Source organism: Undibacterium parvum (assembly GCF_003955735.1).
In the GTDB taxonomy this organism is placed as follows: domain Bacteria; phylum Pseudomonadota; class Gammaproteobacteria; order Burkholderiales; family Burkholderiaceae_D; genus Undibacterium; species Undibacterium parvum.
On record NZ_CP034464.1, the window covers coordinates 4051074 to 4072901 of the forward strand.

Annotated in this window: 14 protein-coding genes; 11 read left to right on the plus strand and 3 right to left on the minus strand. The window is 50.0% G+C overall.

Annotated elements, in window-relative coordinates; translation table 11 throughout:
* Positions 1-5 precede the first annotated feature (5 nt).
* The 4 genes from EJN92_RS17715 to EJN92_RS17730 all read left to right on the plus strand — a co-directional run bounded on the left by EJN92_RS17715 (position 6) and on the right by EJN92_RS17730 (position 4618).
* Entirely contained in the window at positions 6-1631 is a 1626-nt protein-coding gene (locus EJN92_RS17715) for an OmpP1/FadL family transporter (protein WP_126129027.1), read from the plus strand.
* A gap of 76 nt (positions 1632-1707) precedes the next feature.
* The gene (locus EJN92_RS17720) at positions 1708-2244 is read left to right on the plus strand and encodes a DUF2059 domain-containing protein (RefSeq protein WP_126129028.1); all 537 of its coding nucleotides are present in this window, start codon (positions 1708-1710) and stop codon (positions 2242-2244) included.
* Positions 2245-2439: 195 nt separating this feature from the next.
* Positions 2440-3510 carry an ABC transporter substrate-binding protein gene (locus tag EJN92_RS17725; protein WP_126129029.1) on the plus strand — a complete coding sequence of 357 codons (1071 nt, stop codon included), beginning with the start codon at positions 2440-2442 and terminating at the stop codon, positions 3508-3510.
* A 316-nt stretch (positions 3511-3826) separates the two neighbouring features.
* Complete coding sequence (locus EJN92_RS17730; RefSeq protein ID WP_126129030.1) at positions 3827-4618, plus strand: helix-turn-helix domain-containing protein; 792 nt, start codon at positions 3827-3829, stop codon at positions 4616-4618.
* Here EJN92_RS17730 and EJN92_RS17735 read toward each other — a convergent pair.
* Both EJN92_RS17735 and hutC read right to left on the minus strand, forming a co-directional pair.
* On the minus strand, positions 4591-6840 hold the full coding sequence (locus tag EJN92_RS17735; protein ID WP_126129031.1) for a patatin-like phospholipase family protein: 2250 nt from the start codon (positions 6838-6840) through the stop codon (positions 4591-4593). The genes EJN92_RS17730 and EJN92_RS17735 overlap by 28 nt on opposite strands.
* A 116-nt stretch (positions 6841-6956) precedes the next feature.
* On the minus strand, positions 6957-7667 hold the full coding sequence (gene hutC / locus EJN92_RS17740) for a histidine utilization repressor (RefSeq protein WP_126129032.1): 711 nt from the start codon (positions 7665-7667) through the stop codon (positions 6957-6959).
* 272 nt (positions 7668-7939) lie between these two features.
* On the opposite strand from hutC, the gene hutU reads away from it, so the two are divergent.
* From hutU to EJN92_RS17775, 7 genes are all read left to right on the plus strand, one after another.
* A complete protein-coding gene (hutU, locus tag EJN92_RS17745) occupies positions 7940-9631 on the plus strand; it encodes a urocanate hydratase (RefSeq protein ID WP_126129033.1) in 1692 nt (563 codons plus the stop codon).
* Positions 9632-9769: 138 nt separating this feature from the next.
* On the plus strand, positions 9770-11311 hold the full coding sequence (hutH, locus tag EJN92_RS17750; protein ID WP_126129034.1) for a histidine ammonia-lyase: 1542 nt from the start codon (positions 9770-9772) through the stop codon (positions 11309-11311).
* 11 nt (positions 11312-11322) lie between these two features.
* Positions 11323-12006 (plus strand): HutD/Ves family protein, encoded by a 684-nt coding sequence (locus EJN92_RS17755; RefSeq protein ID WP_157984388.1) that lies wholly within the window; start codon positions 11323-11325, stop codon positions 12004-12006.
* The gene (gene hutI, locus EJN92_RS17760; RefSeq protein WP_126129036.1) at positions 11990-13207 is read left to right on the plus strand and encodes an imidazolonepropionase; all 1218 of its coding nucleotides are present in this window, start codon (positions 11990-11992) and stop codon (positions 13205-13207) included. The genes EJN92_RS17755 and hutI overlap by 17 nt, the downstream gene beginning before the upstream one ends.
* A gap of 105 nt (positions 13208-13312) precedes the next feature.
* Positions 13313-16981: a DUF748 domain-containing protein gene (locus EJN92_RS17765; protein ID WP_126129037.1), complete on the plus strand. Its 3669-nt coding sequence runs from the start codon at positions 13313-13315 to the stop codon at positions 16979-16981.
* A gap of 196 nt (positions 16982-17177) precedes the next feature.
* Positions 17178-17570 (plus strand): response regulator, encoded by a 393-nt coding sequence (locus EJN92_RS17770; RefSeq protein ID WP_126129038.1) that lies wholly within the window; start codon positions 17178-17180, stop codon positions 17568-17570.
* Positions 17571-19232 (plus strand): diguanylate cyclase, encoded by a 1662-nt coding sequence (locus EJN92_RS17775; protein ID WP_126129039.1) that lies wholly within the window; start codon positions 17571-17573, stop codon positions 19230-19232. It begins immediately after the preceding gene.
* A gap of 69 nt (positions 19233-19301) precedes the next feature.
* Here the strand turns inward: EJN92_RS17775 and parC are convergent, their stop codons facing one another.
* Positions 19302-21620: a DNA topoisomerase IV subunit A gene (parC, locus tag EJN92_RS17780; RefSeq protein WP_126129040.1), complete on the minus strand. Its 2319-nt coding sequence runs from the start codon at positions 21618-21620 to the stop codon at positions 19302-19304.
* Positions 21621-21828: the final 208 nt, after the last annotated feature.

The following is a 21828-nucleotide window of genomic DNA, read 5'->3' on the forward strand; positions in this document are numbered from 1 at the left end:
ATGTCATGACTACTTTACGAGTATCGGGCTTGCTAAGGCAACGCTTGGTCGCCACTTATTTGTTGGGCCTCGGTGTGTTGCCCTTGGCGCGCGCCGATTTAACGGATAACTTGGTTGCCAGTCCTACCGCGATGTCCTTGGGGAATGCGGTTACTGCCGACCCTCCAGGTGTCGAGTCTATTCATATGAATCCGGCCGGATTGGCGCGTATGGAAGGCAATACCAAAACCGATAGCGTGTTTATCGCATCAATACGTACTAAGGCATCTTTCAAATCGGCTCCCGATTTCGATATTGGTGGTTTTAAAGACGATCCTTTAAATGGCACGCACACCGGACCGGTGCGTCAGGCTATGTATATTCCTGTGGTCGGTGTGCCGCACTGGCGTTTGCCTGCGGTGGTGGTGCCTGGTATGGGCTACACCTGGAACGAAGCGGGTTCTCCGTTTACTTTTGGTACGCTCACTTATCTGTCTATGGCATTTACCATAGACCGTACTCAGGATAAAGATGATCCCGGTCGTTATCAGGGCAAGCTGATGGATATTCAGCGCCTGGTGTATTTGTCGCCCTCGGTGGGATACAAGGTTTCGGATACTTTGAGAGTGGGGGTGTCGGTACCTATAGCCTATGCCAACTTCGCAATTGACACTGATATGCGTTTCCCCAATAAGCTTTTGGGGATTACCGGGCAATTACAGAAAGGTGTTTGCCCTGAAGGTAATTCGAATGTCATCGATAGTTTCTTTTTCGGACTATGTGCGGGTGGTAAAGAAGGCATGCTCGATCCATTTAAAAAAGCAGCGAGCTTTAAGGTCGATATGACGGCACCATTTGAACCCACCATTAATCTTGGTGTGTTGTGGGAGCCGAAGAAGTGGTTTGGTATGGGAATCGTGTATCAAGGTGGGAGTAGCACGACTTACAAAGGTGAGTACGAGTTTCATACAGATCCCATGTTGCGGCAGTTTGTCAAAGGCATGAACTCAAGTTTGTTAGGTCCTATCGTCGGGGCCATCGTTGGATTTCCGCAGGAAATTCCCGAGATTCAGGCCGGCAATGTGATTTCCTCGATCAACCATCCAGCGCGTGTGCAGATGGGAATTAAAGTTAAACCGCTCGATTTTGTGCAGCTTAATATGGACATCGGTTATGCCGATTGGTCTAAGTGGAAAACTGTGACCTTGAAATTCGACAAGGACATCGCTTTACTGCAAATGGGTCGTTTGTTTGGCGTTGCCAATCCGCGCGAGTTGACCTTAAACATGGGTATGCAAAATGTGATCAGTTATGGCTTCGGCATGCAGATACAGGCGACCGATAAGCTGGCGCTGCGTCTAGGATATGAACCGCGCAAAAGCTCGATTCCTGCCAATAAACTTTCTTTGTTTTCACCTATGCCGGACACCAAACTAAAGAGCGTCGGGTTTCAATATAAATTCGATAGTGGCGCTGTGATGAACGTCGCCGCTAGCTATCTGAAGGGAACTTATAACGTGCCTGCCAGAACCAATTGCAATCTCAATTGTGATGACTTTTTTAATCTGATCTATAACCCTTATGCAGGCATGGATGTGAAAGGGGATCTGATTGTGCGTTATTTTGGGATGAGCTATACCCATCCATTTTAGTAAGTAGTCGTCTGTATCGCTCTTTGTGTTTCCGCTGAAGACAAAGATTTTAATTTTTATTTATGGAGTCGTTCTCATGTTTAGATCAGTCATAGCCATGTTTGTCATGAGCCTGGCGGCCAGCGCAAATGCACAAGCCACAATTTCGCCGGCAAAAGAGCAGCTTATTAATCGTATTTTGCTGTCCTGGCATGTGGAAAATATCGGCATCACCATGTTGCAAGATCCTGTGAACGAGTCTCTGCGACAGTCGCGTTCCTTATTGCAAGGGCGTACTTCGGCAGAGAAACAAGAGGCAACTATGAAGGAGATTGCTGAGTTTGCTAAAGAATTTTATGCGGAAACCACGCCCTTAGTGCGCACTAGCGCCCAAAAATTGATCCCCTCTACAGTCGTACCTATCATGGCAGAAAAATTTAGCGAAGAAGAATTAAAACAAATCGTGGCCTTGTTGGAATCACCAGTGAAGAAAAAATTTGAATCGCTGATACCTGAAATGCAAAGTGCATTAGGAAAGAAAATTGCGACTGACACTGGGCCTGCGATTGATCCAAAAATTCAAAATCTAAAGCAGCGCATAGGTCTGAGCATGCGCGCCGCTATCGCCCCTTAACCCTGTATTTTTTGTTAGGACAATCCGAGCGCGACTTGAAGTACGCGCCGGCTTTGTCACGCCTAAGTTTTGTTCCTGTGAGTCGAATGACAGCAAGCATATCGCTAGTCTAGGTTTTTGCAGGGAGTGTAGTAGCTCGGCTAAGGTCGATGATATTGACGAAATGTGAAAATTTTTTATTCTAGGGAAAATGAAATGAAGAAAATTGTGACAGCGTTGGCGTATCTTGGATTGACCGCTTGTTTGCCAGCTCAAGCGATGGAGTTGTTGCCGTCTGCCAGTATGGACGTCGTACAGACTTATAAGATCGAGATCTTGCAAGTGACCGATATCGAACCGTATCAACAGTCCTTGGATGGCTTCTTAACGACGCTCAAAGATAATGGTCTGGTAGTTGGGGAGAATTTGCAGATTAACCGCGTGAAGTTAGATTTCAATATAGAAAACGGTGGTTTTTGGGATAAATTTGGGGTCTTGCTCAGGCTTCGGCAAGAAGCCGAACGCATTACTATGGCAAAACCAGATTTGGTGTTGACCATAGGCTCGACCGCCACAAAATATACGCGTTCTATCCTAAGTGATGCTCATATTCCGGTGGTTTTTACTGCGGTGGCGAACCCTATGGACGCCGGTTGTCCTTCTTTGCAGGATGCTGGAGTCGGAGTGACTGGCGCTACCTTGTATATGGATATGGCAGAGTCGATGCGGGTGGTGCATCAACTATTTCCTGACGTGAAAAAAATCGGCATGGTGCATAGCGATGACGTGAACGGTGTGGCCCATGTAGAAAACGCCAGAGCCAATGCGCAAAACCTAGGAATACAAGTATCGTCTAAGCTAGTCGATAAAGCGGACAGTATTATCCCTTCTGTCAAAGAGTTACTCGACCATGGAAAGGGCGCGCAAATGTATGCGGTGCCTTTAGATACGTATTATGGTCTGCGAAAATATGAGCCTACCCTGGATTTAAGCGATTTCGGTGCAGAATATAATCTGCCTATCGTCAGCTTCGCCATGGTGCGTGTTCCAGGCGCTGTCTTGTATATAGGCGCCGATTTCGGTGTGGTCGGAAATCTATCGGGCGTGCAAGCAATCAAAATTCTCAAGGCGCATAAAAAACCAGATGTCTTATCTATCCTGAAGCAACAAAAACCTATCGTCTTGATAGACCCAGAAAGGGTGGCTGCACTGCATGTCTCGTTGCCCGATACTGTGCTTGAAAAAAAATCCTTGCGTCAAGATGGACTGTGGCTGCTGAATAACTAAGAAGGCATGCGCAAAAAATGCTCAGGCTAGGTTTACTGCCTAAGATTAAGATTAAGATTAAGATTAAGACTTAGATTAAGACTAAGACTTAGCTTGAGTACGACAAAGCGGATGCACAGGCGCTGGGACGGTTTCGCGCGAACATTCACTAAATCCAGACTTAGCTCGAAAATAGTTAGTCCGACACGGACTAGACGCGCATCAGTATTTTTTCGTCATCTCTCGCTATTTGGTTTACACTCCCCCTCTAAAATCATGATGAAAGCGCGCAGCTACACTCAGACGAGGAGCTACGTGTCAATTTTAAGGGACAGAAATGAGTTCACCTGAATTGGTGTTGCAAGTGCTGCGTACAGAATTAAGACGCGCCGGAGTTACCTATAAAGCCCTGGCCGAACGCATACAAATGAGTGAGTCCAGTGTCAAGCGCATGTTCGGGCAAAAGGATATGTCCTTGTCGCGTCTGGCTCAAATTTGTAAGGCGGCCGGTGTAGCGATGGAGGATGTGCTGCGGCAGGCCGCTGATGTGACTCCGCATGCGGATACCTTGAGCCTGGCGCAAGAGCAGTCTTTGATGGCCAATCCTAAATTGCTGCTGTTAGCGATTTGCTGTCTTGGTCACTGGACCATGGAACAAATGGTAGAGACCTATGAGCTAAGTGATGCCGAGTGCATACTTGGCCTGGTGGCGCTCGATAAGCTGGAGTTCATCGAGTTAAAGCCTTTAAATCGATATCGGCTGCGGGTCTCAACGGCCTTCCATTGGCGCGCCGATGGCCCGGTACAAACCTATTTCCGCGAGTTTGTGGTCGCCGATTATTTTAATGGACGCTTCGATGGTGTAGGCGAAACCTTGATGTGTGTGCCGGCGCGCTTATCGCTCAATAGTGCGCAAGAACTGTTGCAGAAAATTCGACAATTGGCGGCTGAACTGGCCCGTCTGCAGCAAGAGGATAGACGCTTGCCGGCCAGCGAGCGCGATGGATTTACTTTGTTACTGGGTTTCCGCTCTTGGGAATACGCTGCCTTTACTGCCTTGCGCCGACCTGTGACGATGGCAGGCGCAAAGAGCAGTGTGCTTCACCAGATCGGACCTAAAAAGAGATAAAGCGTAGAGCCAGCACCGCGCGTGGTGCCACTACCGAAATACAGTGGGCCAAAGCGCGTGTCTAGGGAAATAAAGGCGCTGGCACTTTGCTTTAAATTGCTGAACTTCACGACATCATCGGCGCCAAAACCGCCCCCTAGCTCCAGAGAAAAACCGGCCCGTATCGCACCACCCAGGGTGGTCGGCATTCTGCCTATGCGATGGGCTAAGACTAGTCGTCCTAAAGCCACCGTATTATTTGACAGTGAATCGGTCGGTGTGCCTGATAGCCTCAGAAAACCACCCAATGAGGCCGGCGCGCTCGCGCCTCTTTGTGACTTGGCCCATTCTCCATACAGGTGGCCAGCCCATTCACCGGTCTGAAAGGCTGACATGGCGATGATGGAGGATTGCGCCAGTGATTTTTTTCCATCGTTTTCATCGTCGTTAATTTGCGGACGTTGCCATAGCGCGGTTAACAATTGCCCGCGGGTAGGGAAGGCTAAGGAGTCCAGTGTGTCTAGCCGAAATTGGAAAAATGGTGCGGTTCCAAAAACTTTACTCGGTGCCTGCTCTGAGTCCTCGGGCAGTTCTACGTGTGCCTGGCTAAGTTGGCGAGTCAGTCCGAACTGCAGGTCGCCCCAGTTGCCTAGTTGCTTGCCTAGCACCAGGGTGGCACTGGTTTGTTGATAGCCCACCCTGTAGTTTTTCTTTCCCTCTTCATACAAATCAAAGGAAGATGCGCCGTACTGCACCGACGGTGCTAGATACCATTGCGAGCCTGCGCCTAAGGGCTGAAATAATTGCGAGCCTAAGGCGCGAATTGAGCCGATTCTCGCCACTGTACGTAATTCTCCACCCCAAGGATTGAGTGAGGAGGCAATATGCATAGCGCCCAGCGAAAAACTGTTTTTGTCGCTGAAGTCACTGGTCAATTCTATTCCTACCCGCAGACGGTTTCTACTCCAACTCGCTTCGCTGGCGGTGATACTGACGCTACGTTGATCAATGCTGTCGTGGACTTGCGTTTCTACGTGATCAAGGTCACCGCGTCCATATAATTTAGCCGCGGCCTGTCTGACCTGCTCTTCGCTGACAGCCTCGCCTGGCGTCAAGCCGGTTTGTACTATCAGGGCGGCTGGGTTGATATAGCGCGTGCCTTTGACTTCAATCGTGGCGAGCGGCAGTGGCACGTCGGGAGCGGTGAACGCAGCGAAGCGATTTCTTTCCAAGACCGCATATTCTTCTTCAGTAACGGCAAATTGGCTCAGTTTTTCTCTTAATAGCTTTGCAGCATTGTCGCCGGCTTGTATCGATTTATGTGACTGGCTGAAATCCAGAAAACTGATGCCGTTCAAGTCGGGTGCGATCAAAATATCTTGCGGTCTTAATTCTTTCAATGAACGTTGTACGTTTTGTTCAGTCAAAATTTGCAGCATTTGTTGCGCTACGCTGATGGCGCTGCCAAGTTCACGTTCCTGCGCCAGCGGGGTGCCGACATTGACTGCAATGACGATGTCCGCCCCCATCTTGTGCGCCATATCGATAGGCAGATTGCGTACCAGTCCACCATCCACCACCAGTCTTTGATTGATGTGTACCGGTGCAAATACGCCAGGTACAGCTAAGGAGGCGCGTAAAGTCTGAAATAGCGGCGTGGTGCTGAGCTCCATCAACTCGCCGCTGACTAAATCGGAGACCACCGAACGAAATGGTATCGGCAATTGATCGATCGCATCATCACGGGTGCCGCTAGGTAGTAAGCGTGTCAGCGCTTGTTCCAGTGCTGCGTTACCTGCTGCCGCAGGGGGCAAGGAAACCCCTGATTTGGTAATGGAAAATTCTATTCTTGACGGTAATATGACATCCTCTTCACGCCGCCGGAAATCGAGTTGATCACGCGCCGGTCTATCGGCGAGTACGCTTTCCCACGAGGTGTTTTTGACGATTTCTTCCAGTTCTTCTACGCTACGACCGGCTGCATAGGCGCCGCCCACCACGGCACCCATACTGGTGCCGACTACCATGTCGACGGGAATACGCAAGTCTTTGAGTACTTTTAGCACGCCGATGTGGGCGAAGCCTCGCGCACCGCCACCAGAAAGAACCAAGGCAATTTTGGGACGTTTTTTTTGTTCTGGTGTGACTCCCAACTCGCTGTCGAGTTGCTGGGCTGAGCTAGCAAGTGGCAACAGCGTGGTGCTGAAAGCAAAAATGAGGGTTAATGCATGAAAGGGCGACATGGAGACTAAGCTTTAAAGATAATTAATTTAGAATTGAGTAGTGTGTTTTTTTGTCAAAAAGTTCAATATGCCTAGCTAATATTCCCGCCTATGGCTGCATAGACTTTTGACGCAGATTAAAAACTACCGGTAAATTGATAGCAATTGCCGGGGTGCCACATGGTGACTATGGTGGCAATTTGTGCCTGTGATCGGGTTTTTCTATGCAGCACCAGGCAAGCTTCTTTAGCTGCGATGTGTAGCATCTCGGCGATCAACTTGGGCGCTAATACCGCTTCTATGCGGTAATCAACACCCTCTAGCGGAGCGACTGCAACCAAATATTCGTTAGGCGTAATCAAGGCGAAATTTTGCTGCAAATACAGCGGCGCCAATGCAGCATTCACCCATCTATCCTCCAACTGTATCGGCGTATTATTTTCAAAATGCACGATCAGCGAGTGAAACAGCGGATGACCTGGCTTTACCTGAAACTCCAGTGCCAATTGCGGCGTCGCCTTGGCGGCCACTAGCGTATGCAACTCGCTGCGGTGGGCGTGACCACGTGAGCGTATTTCTTCAGCTATGCTTTTAATTTCTACCAGAGTGGCTTGGTATTTTTGTTGTGCTACATAGGTGCCTGAGCCTTGGATGCGCGTCAAAATTTGCTCGGTAGTAAGTTCTCTTACGGCGCGGTTGACTGTCATGCGCGAGACGCTAAACTGTTCGGCAAGCATGGCTTCCGAAGGGATGGCATCGCCTTCCTTCCAGGTGCCGGATTGAATTTCTTTGAGTAAATAGTCCTTGATGATCTGGAAGGCGGGACTGGCAGAGGTTTTAGGTGGCACGTGATTCCTGCTGAAGTTAGGACTTACGCAAAACCGCCCCAGCGTCGTTGTATCCGCCCAATCGTACAAGGAGTACTAGCGTACTGTCTTCGGCGGCATGCCTAGCTGGAACAATTTTGCGTAAGTCCTATGAATGAATTTATTGCATTGTCGCACAAAAAAATCCTCTTGCAAAAGTTGTATATACAACTTACACTAGTTTTAATTCGAGCCCGGAGCGTCTTTGGTCAGCTCGATTTCAATGATTCCGTCAATTTTAGGGGTAATGCATCATGAAAAACGATCCACGTTGGGACGCAAGTCGCGAAATCCGGGCGCCACGCGGTGCCGAAAAAGTCTGTAAGACCTGGGTGGCGGAAGCCGCTTACCGCATGATCCAGAATAATCTCGATCCTGAAGTAGCAGAAAATCCTAAGCATTTAGTGGTGTACGGTGGCATAGGCCGCGCCGCCCGCAATTGGGAGTGCTACGACCAGATTCTTGCCTCTTTGAAAGCCTTGGGCGAAGATGAAACCCTGTTGATTCAATCTGGCAAACCGGTAGGTGTGTTTAAGACTCATGAAGATGCGCCACGCGTGCTGATCGCCAATTCGAATCTGGTGCCGAAATGGGCCAACTGGGAACATTTCAATGAACTAGACCGCAAGGGCCTGTTCATGTATGGCCAGATGACGGCCGGTAGCTGGATTTACATTGGTAGCCAGGGAATAGTCCAGGGTACTTACGAAACCTTTGTCGAGGCCGGCAAGCAGCATTTCGGCGGCGAGTGGGGCGGGCGCTGGATCTTGACGGCCGGTCTGGGCGGTATGGGCGGTGCGCAGCCGCTGGCAGCCACGCTGGCTGGTGCGGTATCGCTGAATATAGAATGTCAGCAAAGCAGTATCGATTTCCGCCTGCGTACCCGTTACGTCGACAAACAAGCCAAAGACATAGATGATGCCTTGGCGCTGATTAAATATCACTGCGAGCGTAAAGAGGCGGTCTCTATTGCCTTGCTGGGGAATGCCGCTGAGATCTTGCCGGAACTGGTCAGGCGCGCCAAAGCTGGCGGCATCGTGCCGGATTTGGTGACCGACCAGACTTCGGCACATGATCTGATCAATGGCTATCTGCCGCTAGGTTGGAGCGTGGAGCAATGGAAGACTGCCCAGCATGACGTCAGTCAGCATGCCAAATTAACTGCCGATGCGGCTCAGTCCTGCGCCGTGCATGTGCAAGCTATGCTTGATTTTCATGCGATGGGAATCGCCACGGTTGACTATGGCAATAACATCCGCCAAGTCGCGTTTGATACTGGCGTCAAAAATGCTTTTGACTTCCCTGGTTTTGTGCCGGCCTATATCCGTCCTTTGTTTTGTGATGGCAAAGGGCCGTTTCGTTGGGTGGCCTTGTCGGGCGACCCCGAAGACATCTATAAAACGGATGCCAAAATTAAAGAATTATTCCCGCATCATACGGCTGTGCATAATTGGCTGGATATGGCGAAAGAACGCATCGCCTTCCAGGGCTTGCCAGCGCGGATTTGCTGGCTAGGTTTGGGCGAGCGTCATCTGGCAGGTCTGGCGTTCAATGAAATGGTTAAGAATGGCGAACTCAAAGCGCCTATCGTGATCGGTCGCGATCATCTTGATACCGGCTCGGTGGCCAGCCCGAATCGCGAGACCGAAGGTATGCTGGACGGCACCGATGCGGTGTCGGATTGGCCTTTGCTCAATGCTTTGTTAAATACTGCAGGCGGTGCTAGTTGGGTCTCTTTGCATCACGGCGGTGGTGTCGGCATGGGTTATTCGCAGCATTCCGGCATGGTAATCGTCGCCGATGGAACGGAGGCGGCGGCCAGACGTTTGGCACGCGTGCTGGTCAATGACAGTGGATCTGGCGTAATGCGGCATGCCGATGCAGGCTATGAAACTGCGGTGGCGTGCGCCAAGAAGAATGGCTTAAATCTACCTATGATCAAGTGAGCCGCTTAGCTTCAATTAAGTATATTACGCAAAATTTCAATACCTAATGCGCAGTATCCATGCGCCTTCCAGAGGCAAAATGCCCGGAAACCCGCATGGATGTTGCGCAATCGGTTTTAAATATGACAGGAAATCACCATGACAGCATTATTCGAAATCCAGCCCGGCCAATTTAGTTTGTCCGATTTACGCTCTATCTGGCGCGCCGCACGTCCCCTGAAGTTGGCTGCCAGCGCGTATGCCGCCATCAATGAGGCCTCTGCCACGATCGATAAAATCGTGGCCAAGGGCGATGCCGCTTACGGCATCAATACAGGCTTCGGTAAGTTGGCCAAGACCCGCATTCCGGATGAGCAATTAGAACTATTACAGCGCAATCTGATTTTGTCACACTCGGTTGGCTCCGGTGAATTGATCTCGGATGAAATCGTACGCCTGATTTTACTCATGAAGATCGCCAGTCTGGCGCGTGGTTTTTCCGGTATCCGCGCCTCGGTGATCGACAGCATGATCGCACTTTACAATGCGGGCATCATGCCAGCGATACCGGTCAAAGGTTCAGTCGGCGCTTCCGGCGATCTGGCACCTTTGTCGCACATGACGCTGGCGCTGATGGGCGAGGGCGAAGTGCGTGTCAATGGCAAGCTGGTCGACGCCAAAGCGGCTTTAAAGGCAGCCGGTATTGCGCCGGTAGTGCTGGCAGCCAAAGAAGGTCTGGCATTGATCAATGGTACCCAGGTATCAACCGCACTGGCCTTAAATGGCTTGTTTTTGGCCGAGCGCTTGCTGGAAGCGGCGACCATCACCGGTGCCATGTCGGTGGATGCCGCCAAGGGTAGCGATGCGCCGTTTGATGCGCGCATCCATGACGTGCGCGGTCAGCCTGGGCAGATCGCTACCGCCAGCATTTATCGCGATTTATTGCAGGGTAGTGAAATCCGCAAATCGCATCTGATCAACGATGAGCGCGTACAAGATCCGTATTGCCTGCGCTGCCAGCCGCAAGTGATGGGGGCCTGTCTGGATATCATCAATAACGCAGCACGCACTTTGTTGATCGAGGCCAATGCCGTGACCGATAATCCGCTGGTGTTTGTCGATACCGGTGAAGTGCTGTCCGGCGGTAATTTTCATGCCGAGCCAGTGGCGTTTGCCGCTGATACGCTGGCGCTGGCGATTGCCGAAATCGGTTCTATTTCCGAGCGCCGTATTGCCTTGCTGATCGACGCTTCTATCTCTGGCCTGCCGCCATTTTTAGTGCCTTCATCGGGCTTGAATTCTGGTTTTATGATCGCCCATGTGACTGCTGCCGCGCTGGCGTCGGAAAATAAATCGCATGCGCACCCAGCCAGTGTCGATACGATCCCAACTTCGGCGAATCAAGAAGATCACGTCAGTATGGCTACTTTTGCCGGACGCCGCTTGCACGAGATGGCGCACAATACCGCCACCATCGTTGGCATAGAATTGCTGGCAGCTGGTCAGGGTATCGATTTCCATCAACCCTTGCAGACTTCGTCCAAACTGACAAGCGTGCATCAGGCTTTGCGCACACAAGTCGCTTTTTATGACAAGGATCGCTTCTTGGCACCGGATATCGCCGCCGCTAAAGAAATGGTATTGCAGGGTAGTTTGAGTGCACAATGTCAATCACTATATCAACATCTGTATTTGAAATAAGAGTTCAGCCTATGCGCAAGTGGAGCAATCAAGACTATCACAGCATGCCTTGGAAAAATGGCGCTGGCAGCACGACAGAGCTGGCGGTTTTTCCGCCCGGGGCAAGCTTGGACGATTTCGTCTGGCGCTTGAGTCGGGCCGAGGTAAATCAGGCTGGCGCATTTTCGCATTTTGCGCAGATAGACCGTAGCCTGGCAATTTTGTCCGGCCAAGGTTTGTCGCTGCAAAGTGATAGCGAACAACGCACAGCAGACAGCGTGAGCTTGACGCAAACCAGCCTGCCTTACCAGTTCGCCGGCGAGCTGCCAATCTTTGCCGACTTGCTGGGCGGCGCGGTACTTGATCTCAATCTGATGACGCGTCGCGATGTCTGCCAGCATTTCATGCAAAGGCTGGGCGAGGGCGAACATTATGTGATGGCACCTGATGCACAGCAGTTATTGCTGTACTGCGCCGCTGGTGCTGCTACCGTGCTTGCTGAGGGGGCGGCTGAAACTGAAACTGAAACTGAAACTGAAACTGAAACTGAAACTGAGCAAGCGGCTGTTTTGCCTGGCGACTTGATTTTGATCGATGAGCAGCATGAGCATGCCGGGATACGCCTGTCTATCAGCGCGCAAGAGGGGGCAGTCTTGTATTTGATGCGGATTAGTTTTTTAAATCAAGCTGAGGGCGCACATGCAACATTGGGATAGTCTGTGGACCAATTTACACCTGGCCACCATGCAAGAGGGCTACGGCGAAATACGCGATGCCGCGATTGCCGTTAAAGATGGCAAGATTGCCTGGCTAGGCGCACGCGATGCCTTACCGCTCAATTACCAGGCGGATCAGCAACACGATGGCGATGGCGCTTGGATGACGCCGGGTTTAATTGATTGCCATAGCCACATCGTGTATGCCGGCAATCGCAGCGATGAGTTTGAAGCCCGCCTCAATGGTGTGAGCTATGAAGAGATCGCGCGCCAGGGTGGCGGCATCTTATCGACCGTGCGTGCGACCCGAGCAGCGAGCCAGGCGGAGTTAATGCAAGCCAGTGTGACGCGCTTACAGTATCTGCTGCGCGAAGGCGTCACTACCTTAGAGATTAAATCTGGTTACGGCTTAGATCTGGAAAATGAAGCCAAGATGTTAAGGGTGGCGCGCCAGATCGCACGTGATTTTCCCTTGCGGGTAAGTACTACTTTTCTAGGTGCGCATGCCCTGCCGCCCGAGTACGCAGGGCGTGCCGATGACTATCTGACGAATCTCATCGAACATATGCTGCCAGCCCTGGTGGCGGAAGGTTTAGTCGATGCGGTCGACGCCTTTTGCGAAAAAATTGGCTTCTCGGCGGCACAAACCGAGCGTGTGTTTCAGGCGGCGCACAGGCATGGCTTGCCAGTCAAACTGCATGCTGAGCAATTATCCGACCAAGGCGGGGCAGCGTTGACGGCGCGTTACCAGGGTTGGTCGGCAGATCATCTGGAATATCTGTCGCAAGATGGCGTGCATGCCATGCAAGCGAGCGCTACGGTGGCGGTCTTGCTACCGGGCGCTTACTATTTTTTACGCGAGACCAAGTTGCCACCGATCGCCGCTTTACGTGAGGCCGGGGTGCCTATGGCGGTGGCGACCGATAGTAATCCCGGTACCTCGCCTATGACTTCTTTATTGCTGGCAATGAATATGGCTTGCACCTTGTTTCGCTTGACGCCTTTAGAGGCGCTGCAAGGGGTGACGCGGCATGCGGCACAGGCTTTGGGTTTGCAGGATCAAGTTGGGACTTTGGAAATTGGCAAATGTGCCGATTTCGCATTGTGGGCGATACAGCGCCCCGCTGATCTGGCCTATGCGATAGGCGCAAATCCCTGCGTCGCAAGTGTCTTTGCCGGGCGTTTGCGGCCAAAGATCTAAAATTTTTGTGTCTTAAGGCAAAATATTGAATTAATGCATAGAAACTAATGGCAAGCTGGCCTGCGCTTGGTTAAACTGTCGTTTTAGCCACAAGAAGGAAATCCCGTGACTTTACTTGCTAAGCAGTTTTTTAAGAGAATCTGGCAAGGAAGAATAAAAACTATTCTTCTCGGGGTTTTTGCTGTCATCGTGTTGCTGATGTTCGTGAGTTGGCTAGCTTTACCATCCTACGTCAAGCAAGTAGCGACACAGCAAGTGCAGCAGCAAATTGGCCGCAAACTAGAAATTAGCGACCTCAGTTTTTCACCACTGAGCTTGACGCTCACTGCCAACGGCATCAGCCTGTTTGAACCGGATAATAAGACCCCTGCAGTAACGCTGAAAACAGCGGTGTTTAGCCTATCTGGCGCGTCGATTTACCATCGTGCTTTGGTGATGGACGAAATTCTGCTGGATCAGCTCGCGCTACATCTAATCAGAACTTCGGCCGATGACCATGGACGCTATAATTTTTCCGATATTTTGGACAAGATTGCCGCCATGCCTAAAAGCGAAAGCCCATTTCGCTTCTCGCTGGCCAATGTGCAAGTCAAAAATTCGTCCTTGCAGTTTGATGACAAAGTGCTGGACCAGAAGATCGCAGTGACCGCACTTAATCTCGGCCTGCCTTTCATGTCGAATTTTCCTAAATCTATTCAGACCTTCGTTCAGCCTATGCTGTCGGCAAAGATTAACGGCACGGCTTTTGCGCTCACTGGACGTAGCAAACCTTTTGACACCAGCCTAGAGACTTCGCTGGCAATCGACCTTGATCATTTGGAACTGGCAAATTTTTTGGCTTACTCACCAGTTGCCTTGCCTGTGAAAATTCAGAGTGCGCAATTGACGACCAAACTGGATCTGATTTTCTCTCGTAAGAATCTTCAATCAGAAATTTTACTGGCGGGCGTGCTAGAGCTCGATAAAGTCGCGCTGCAAGATACACAAAATGCGCCTTTGTTGAAGCTAGCGAGCGTCAAGACCCAGATCAAGAGCGCCAACTTGTCGACTAGTACGCTGACCCTCGATAAACTCCTCATTGATACGCCTGAAGTCTGGGCTGCTTTGGATGAAAAAGGTGGTTTGAACTGGAATCAATTGGCGCAAAAAAATACACCAGTGGTGGCAAACAAACAGCCAGCCAGCTCAGGCGTCGCCGCAAAAGCTGATGTTAGCCCGTCTAAGGATGCTCACAAACCTGTGCTGGTGCTGAACGAATTTTTGCTCGATAAGGGCATGCTTCATTTCAGCGACGCGCTGAATGCGACGCCAGCGCAGAGCATGGAAATTTCTGGTATTAAACTCAGCGTCAAGCAGCTCTCTAGCGTGGCCGATGCGAAATTGGCGCCACTCTCTTTGAGCGCAAACTTAGGGCTTGATCAAAAACTTCAGTTTGACGGAGAGTTTCACCCTATGACTGCGGTGTTACACGGTAGTGCAAGTTTGGATGAACTACGTTTAGAGAGCTATCAAGCCTATCTGAATCGTTTTCTAGCGGCAAATCTGAGCGGTCGCGTATCCTTAAAATCGCAAATTGATATGCAGCAAGGGCAGGTAAGCGTATCCGAACTGGGCCTTAGCCTGGCTGATCTAAAACTAATCCCCCAAACAAAAAACGAAGGCCAGATCGCAATCAAAACTGTGCAACTCGATAAACTCGCACTGAGCACAGAGACGCGCGCGATTAAACTTGGCGGTTTGCGCATAGATGGCTTGGATGCAGATATTCGACGCGATGCGAATGGAAAAATAAACCTGCAAAAATGGCTAGTGCCAGTCAAAGCCAGTGCCGCTGTCGCCAAGACGGGTGAGACCAATGCCAAGTCGCCAGACTGGAAAATTGAGATGGAGAAATTTTCTCTCGATGCCAGTAGTCTGGCCTTTCTTGATCAAACGGTAAGCCCGAATGTCAATCTTAAACTCGATGGGCTGACATTTAATGCCGATAATGTGAGTAGTGATTTAGGCCAGAGCATTAATCTGAAATTCGCTTCCAACATCAATCGTAAAGCGAAGCTGAGCGTCAGTGGCACGCTAAGTCCAAAATTGAAACAAATAGCATTGAACTTAGATGCCCAAGCGCTTCCCTTATCTTCGGTATTTCCCTATGTTTCTAATCTCTTAAATGTACAGTTATCGCGTGGGACTCTCACGAGTAAGGCTAAGATTAGCTTGCTTAACGAGCCTGGACAGAGCTTAGTGAGTAAATTTGAGGGGGGCGTGAGTCTCAATGATTTTCAAATTTTTGAGAACGGTGAAACCGACGATTTTCTCGAATGGAAGAGCGTTAATCTTGAAGGAATTAATGCAAGCATAGGTGGCAGTAAACAATTTGTCAGCGTGCGTAAATTAGGACTCAATGATTTTTTTACCAAACTCGTTTTATCGTCCAAAGGAAAACTGAATTTACGTAATATTGTGGTTCATGATACTAAGGAAGTCGCCACTCCGAACGTGGATGTTGCTGGTGCAAGCAGTTCAGCAGCGAGTAAGCCTGTCGTCGCGCTTGAAAAACCGCAGCCGCCCAAAGTGGCGACTAATCCGGTAAAAATAACGATCGCACAAACAGTGTTGCGCGGCGGGAATGTTAATTTTACAGATAATTTTATCAAACCTAATTACACCGCCAATTTAACGGGACTCGCTGGCAGTGTAGGAAGTATTTCATCGGATAATGCCGAGCCTGCCACTGTTGCCTTATCTGGGAAAATTGATAATGATGCCGCTCTCCTTATTTCCGGCACGCTCAATCCTTTGAGTTCGCCGATTTTTCTGGATATTAAAGCCAGTGCAAATGGCATACAACTGACACGTTTGAGTCAATATGCCGCTAAATATGCCGGTTACTCGATTTCCAAGGGAAGTTTGTCTGTAAAGGTCGCGTATAGAATTGAAAATAATCAACTCCAGGCCGAGAATGAAGTGCGCCTCGATCAACTCACGTTTGGTGAAAAGAGTGATAGTCCGGATGCGACTAAATTACCTGTCAATTTAGCATTGGCTTTGTTGCGCGATAACGATGGTGTCATCGCGATTAATTTGCCAGTTTCCGGATCTTTGTCTGACCCGCAGTTTTCTATAGGCGGAATTATTTTTAAGGTATTGGGAAATATTCTTACCAAAGCAATTACTTCGCCCTTTGCCTTGTTAGGGGCGGCTTTTGGTGGCGGTGATGAACTGGCCTATGTTGAATTTGCACCAGGTAGCGCGGCACTGAGTACGACAGCAATCACAAAGCTGGATGGTTTGGCCAAGGCACTCAAAGAAAGAAGCAAACTGCGTCTGGATATTGCAGGTCGGGTGGACCCGGAAACCGATAAGGCTGGATTGAAAATGCAGAGTTTGGACAATAAGATACTCGCTATTAAAGGGCGTGAATTACAAAAAAATGATTCTTCTATTGATACCAAGCAAGTTCAAGTCGATGAAGCTGATCGTAAAAAATACATTGAGGACGTGTATAGCGCAGAAAAATTCTCTAAGCCAAGAAATATGATAGGAATAGCTAAGACCCTGCCGCCAGAGGAAGCGATCGCCGCCGTCTTAGCAAATACCCCGATCGCTGCCGATGCCCTCAGAGCGCTGGCGCAAAAACGTGCCGATCTGGTATTTGAGTATCTAGAGCAGAGAGCCGGCGTGAGTAAAGAGCGCTTGTTTTTGATCGCTCCGCGCCTCAATAGCGAAGGCATCACGGATAAAGCGGCAGTGAGTCGGGTAGACTTTTCGCTGAAGTAAAAAATATGGACAGAACAATCTTATGCTATTCCTATAAGAGTAATTTAAAGCATTAATTTTGATGCAAGTCTGCATATTTATTGCTATAGTTTCTTTAACTAATTGGCATTCTTGCTTTTGTTTCTGGACATTCAGTAGGGTAATATTTCCCTGAAGTTTTTTTTGAACATAGTTTCGTTTTACTTAAAGGATAATCATGTCAGAAGAAACACTAACGCACATCTTGTATGTGGAAGATGATCTCGATATTCAAGCTGTGGCGCAAATCGCTTTAGAGATCGTTGGTGGACTTAGTCTAAAAACCTGCAGCTCAGGCGCGGAAGCCCTGGCTACCGCTAATGCTGGATTCGTCCCCGATCTCTTGTTGTTAGATGTGATGATGCCGAATATGGATGGTCCAACTACTTTGGCAGAATTGCGAAAGTTACCCGCTACGGCAAACACCCCAGTTATTTTTATGACGGCCAAGGTGCAGTCGGCAGAACTGGATTTTTATACTTCTTTAGGTGCGATAGGGGTTATTGCCAAACCTTTCGACCCCATGGAGCTATCTTCCCAGGTGCGTGCTTTATGGAATAAGGCTGCTTAAATGGATGCAAAAGAAGATAGTTTGCAAGATGCCTTGGCGGCTCTAAATCTACTGTTTGCTGAAAAACTGCCCTCTAAGCTGGCGGAAATCGAAGCGGCTTTGGCACAGTTCATGGAGCATCCGCAAGATGTTGATGCTTTAACTTTATTACACCGACTATTACACACGATGTCGGGGTCGGCTGGTACTTTTGGCTTTGATGACTTGGGGCGACGCTCACGTCAGCTGGAGGTGCGCATTAAGGCTTTGCTGACGGGAGCAGTCTGGATCGATCTTGAGCGTGCTCAATTTAACGCCGATGTCCGCGATTATTTAGCTGGCGCACTGTTGCCGACTAAGGATGCAGCGCTTGCCCTCGCACCCGTGATGTTGGCCAATAAGACACAAGACGATGCGTCGAGCAGGCTGATTTATATCCTCGACCAAGACGCAGCAATGTGCACTTCGATAGGCGTGCAATTGCAGCACTTTGGGTATAGCTTCGAGATCATTCCAGATCTCAAGGCATTGGCTGGCAAGCTGGCCGCCATTGATCCTGAATTGATCTTGATGAATCTAGGGGCGGGCGATGACGCCTATGCGGGGGCCAGCGAAATTGAACGGATCCGAGCCTCAGGAATTTCCTCAGCGCAGGTATTGTTTTTTGCCGACACCAACAGTTTTCAAAATCGCTTGCGGGCAGTACGCTCGGGCGGATCTGCTTACGTCACTAAACCGGTCGACATGTCTTTATTAATCGAGCGCGTAGACGGCTTGATGAAAAATGCTTACAACAAGGGTTATCGCATCCTGATCATTGATGATGATGTCGCTACCTCGAAATATCACGCTAGTATTTTAGAGAGCGCGCACATGAGCGTGCAGGTTTTAAATAACCCTCTACAATTATTTGAAGTGATGTCGGAGTTTCGTCCTGAATTGATTTTGTTAGACGTGTATATGCCTAAGTGTGACGGCGTCGAACTGGCGAAAATGGTCAGGCAAGATGATACTTTTCTCGATATCCCTATCGTGTTTTTGTCGACTGAGCGTGACTTCGCCAAGCAATTGGATGCGGTTAAAGCTGGCGCCGATGATTTTTTAAGTAAGCCTATTCCCGCCGAATTTTTAGTCTCTGCCATCTCTACGCGCGCTGAGCGTTATCGCTCGCTGCGTACCCTGATCTTGCGCGATGGATTAACTGGTTTGTATAACCATACCGCGATCAAGGAAGAGTTAATTTCTGAGGTGGCAATCAGCAATCGTAATCAGGCCGCATTGGCGGTGGCGATGCTGGATCTGGATAATTTCAAGCATGTCAATGACACTTATGGGCATCCTATTGGCGACCAGGTCTTGCGTACTCTGTCACGACTGCTGAGGCAGCGTTTGCGCAGAAGTGATGTACTTGGTCGTTACGGTGGTGAAGAGTTTCTAGTGATCTTTCCTGCGACTTCAGCGCTGAGTGCACAGATCGTTTTGGATGAGGTCAGGCTGGCCTTTATGGCGCTGCAGCAGCATTCCGAGCAAGGTGAGTTTTCCGTGACGTTTTCGGCTGGAGTATCGGATTTGAGCCTTGCTCAGGATGTCGATGCCTTGATTGCGTGTGCCGATGCGGCACTGTACGAGGCAAAGAAAACGGGGAAAAATCGTGTGGTGCTTGGTTTGGCTAAGCCAAGCTAGCTAAGTTAGGTATTGCGTTTCTGGGGTGCCAGGCTTAGCCAGCACCCCAGAATAAAACTAAAACTAAAACTAAACGCCTTGTATCTCTAAAGCTTTTATTTTAGATTCGAGCAATTTGCCTTTGCGTGCGCGCTTACCTATATGTAGCGCCAAACTGCTGGCGCTTAAGAGTAGTTCCTGCGGCTTGCTGGCGCGTCCTATGCCTGATATTTTGACGCCTTTTTGGCTAATCGCCTTGACGCCTAAGAGTTTCTCGCCGGCTTCTAACTCCATCAAGATCACGCCGCGACCGCCGCTAGAAAGTTGTTTGATTTCATTCAAGCCAAACACCAGCAGTCGGCCTTTTTCTGAGAGGCAGGCAACCGCGCTGGCGTCTGCCTGTATCAAGGCCGGTGGCAGTGGCAAGTCTTCCGCATCCAGCGTCATAAAGGCTTTGCCCGCTTTCATGCGACCCATCATGTCGGCAACTTTGGCGGTAAAGCCGTAGCCTGCACTCGATGCCAGCAGTAGGTTGGATTCGGTATTGCCCGCGAAGTAATGTAAGATGCGGGTGCCGCTAGCCAGGTCGATTAAAGTGGTAATCGGTATGCCGTCACCGCGTGCTCCGGGTAGTGCCGACACGGCCACTGAGTAGACCCGACCATTCGATCCGAATACCAGCATGGTGTCAACGGTGCGGCATTCAAATGTGCCATACAAAGCATCGCCAGCCTTAAACGTAAATTGCGCGGCATCGTGCTCGTGCCCGGTGCGGGCGCGTACCCAGCCTTTTTCTGAAATCACTACCGTGACCGCTTCATCGATTACTTTTTGCTCGGTCGATGCGCGTTGCGCTTCTTCGATCAAGGTGCGGCGTGCGTCGCCATATTGCTTGGCGTCAGCTTCGATTTCTTTGATGATGCATTTTTTCATTGCACCTGGGTCATCGAGTAAAGCCTGTAACCCGGTTTTTTCTGCGCGTAACTCAGCTAACTCTTGCTGTATCTTGATCGCCTCTAGTCTGGCCAATTGGCGCAGGCGAATCTCAAGGATGTCTTCGGCCTGGCGGTCGGAGAGTTTGAAGGCTTGCATCAAGGCGGGCTTAGGTTCATCCGCTTCACGGATAATCTTAATCACCTTATCGATATTGAGTAAAACCGCTTCACGTCCTTCTAAAATATGGATGCGGTCATCGACTTTTTTTAGTTTGTAAATGGTGCGGCGGGTTACCGTGGTGAAGCGGAACGCGATCCACTCGCTGAGTATTTCGAGCAAACCTTTTTGACGCGGGCGACCGTCGCCACCTATCATCACCAGATTCATGGAGGCAGAGGTTTCCAGCGAGGTATGCGCCAGCAACATCTGCATAAATTCGCCCTGGTCCTGATTCTTCGACTTGGGCTCTAACACCAGACGAACCGGGAAATCTTTACCCGATTCGTCGCGCACTCTATCGAGTACCGATAACACGACTTGCTTGAGACTGATCTGCTCCGGCGACAGAGATTTTTTCCCCATCCGAATTTTTGGATTGGTGATCTCTTCTATCTCTTCCAGTACTTTTTGTGAAGAAGTACCTGGCGGCAGTTCGGTAATCACCGCCTGCCATTGGCCACGCGCTAACTCTTCTATCTTCCAGCACGCTCTGACCTTCATGCTGCCACGGCCATTGGCGTAAATGTCGGCAATCGCTGCACTTGGCGTGATGATTTGTCCACCGCCCGGAAAATCAGGGCCGGGGATGAAGCTCATCAATTCGCTGTGCTGCATGGCTGGGTTGCGAATTAAGGCAACCGCCGCTTTCGCCACTTCAGTTAAATTATGGGAGGGGATTTCGGTCGCCATACCCACCGCAATACCGGACGCGCCATTGAGTAAAACGAAGGGTAGGCGGCTTGGTAGCAGCGTCGGCTCTTCGTACGAGCCATCATAGTTAGGCTGAAAATCGACTGTGCCAAGATCGATTTCATCGAGCAGTAATTTAGAGATCGGGGTCAGGCGTGCTTCGGTGTATCGCATCGCCGCCGCACCATCGCCATCGCGCGAACCGAAGTTACCCTGACCATCAATCAACGGATAGCGCAGTGAGAAATTTTGCGCCATGCGCACCATCGCGTCGTACACAGACTGGTCGCCATGCGGATGGAGCTTACCCAAAACGTCACCGACTACTGTGGCTGATTTACGTGGCTTGGCAGCGGAGTTTAAACCGAGTTCGTTCATTGAATACAGGATGCGTCTCTGCACCGGTTTTTGGCCGTCGCAGACATCCGGTAGCGCACGTCCTTTGACTACCGAGATCGCATAGTCGAGATAGGCACGCTCGGCAAAGCTGGCCAGCGTCAGAGTTTCGCCGCCTTCGCCACCGCCGCCTGCGGCTTCTTCAAATAAATTTGCTTGTTCGCTCATAATGCTTGTTCTTTAGAATAAGAAAATTATAGTTTCTAATTTCAATTGCGCAGTATTCATGCGGGTTTCCAGGCACTTTTGCTCTGGAAAGCGCATGGATATTGCGCAAGTGCTTTTGAAATTCTATTCCATTTCTAAATCATTCGTGAACGCGAAGGGCGCAGACAGTACAAACGTACGGCCAGCGAAGCCGACAAAGTGCACGGAT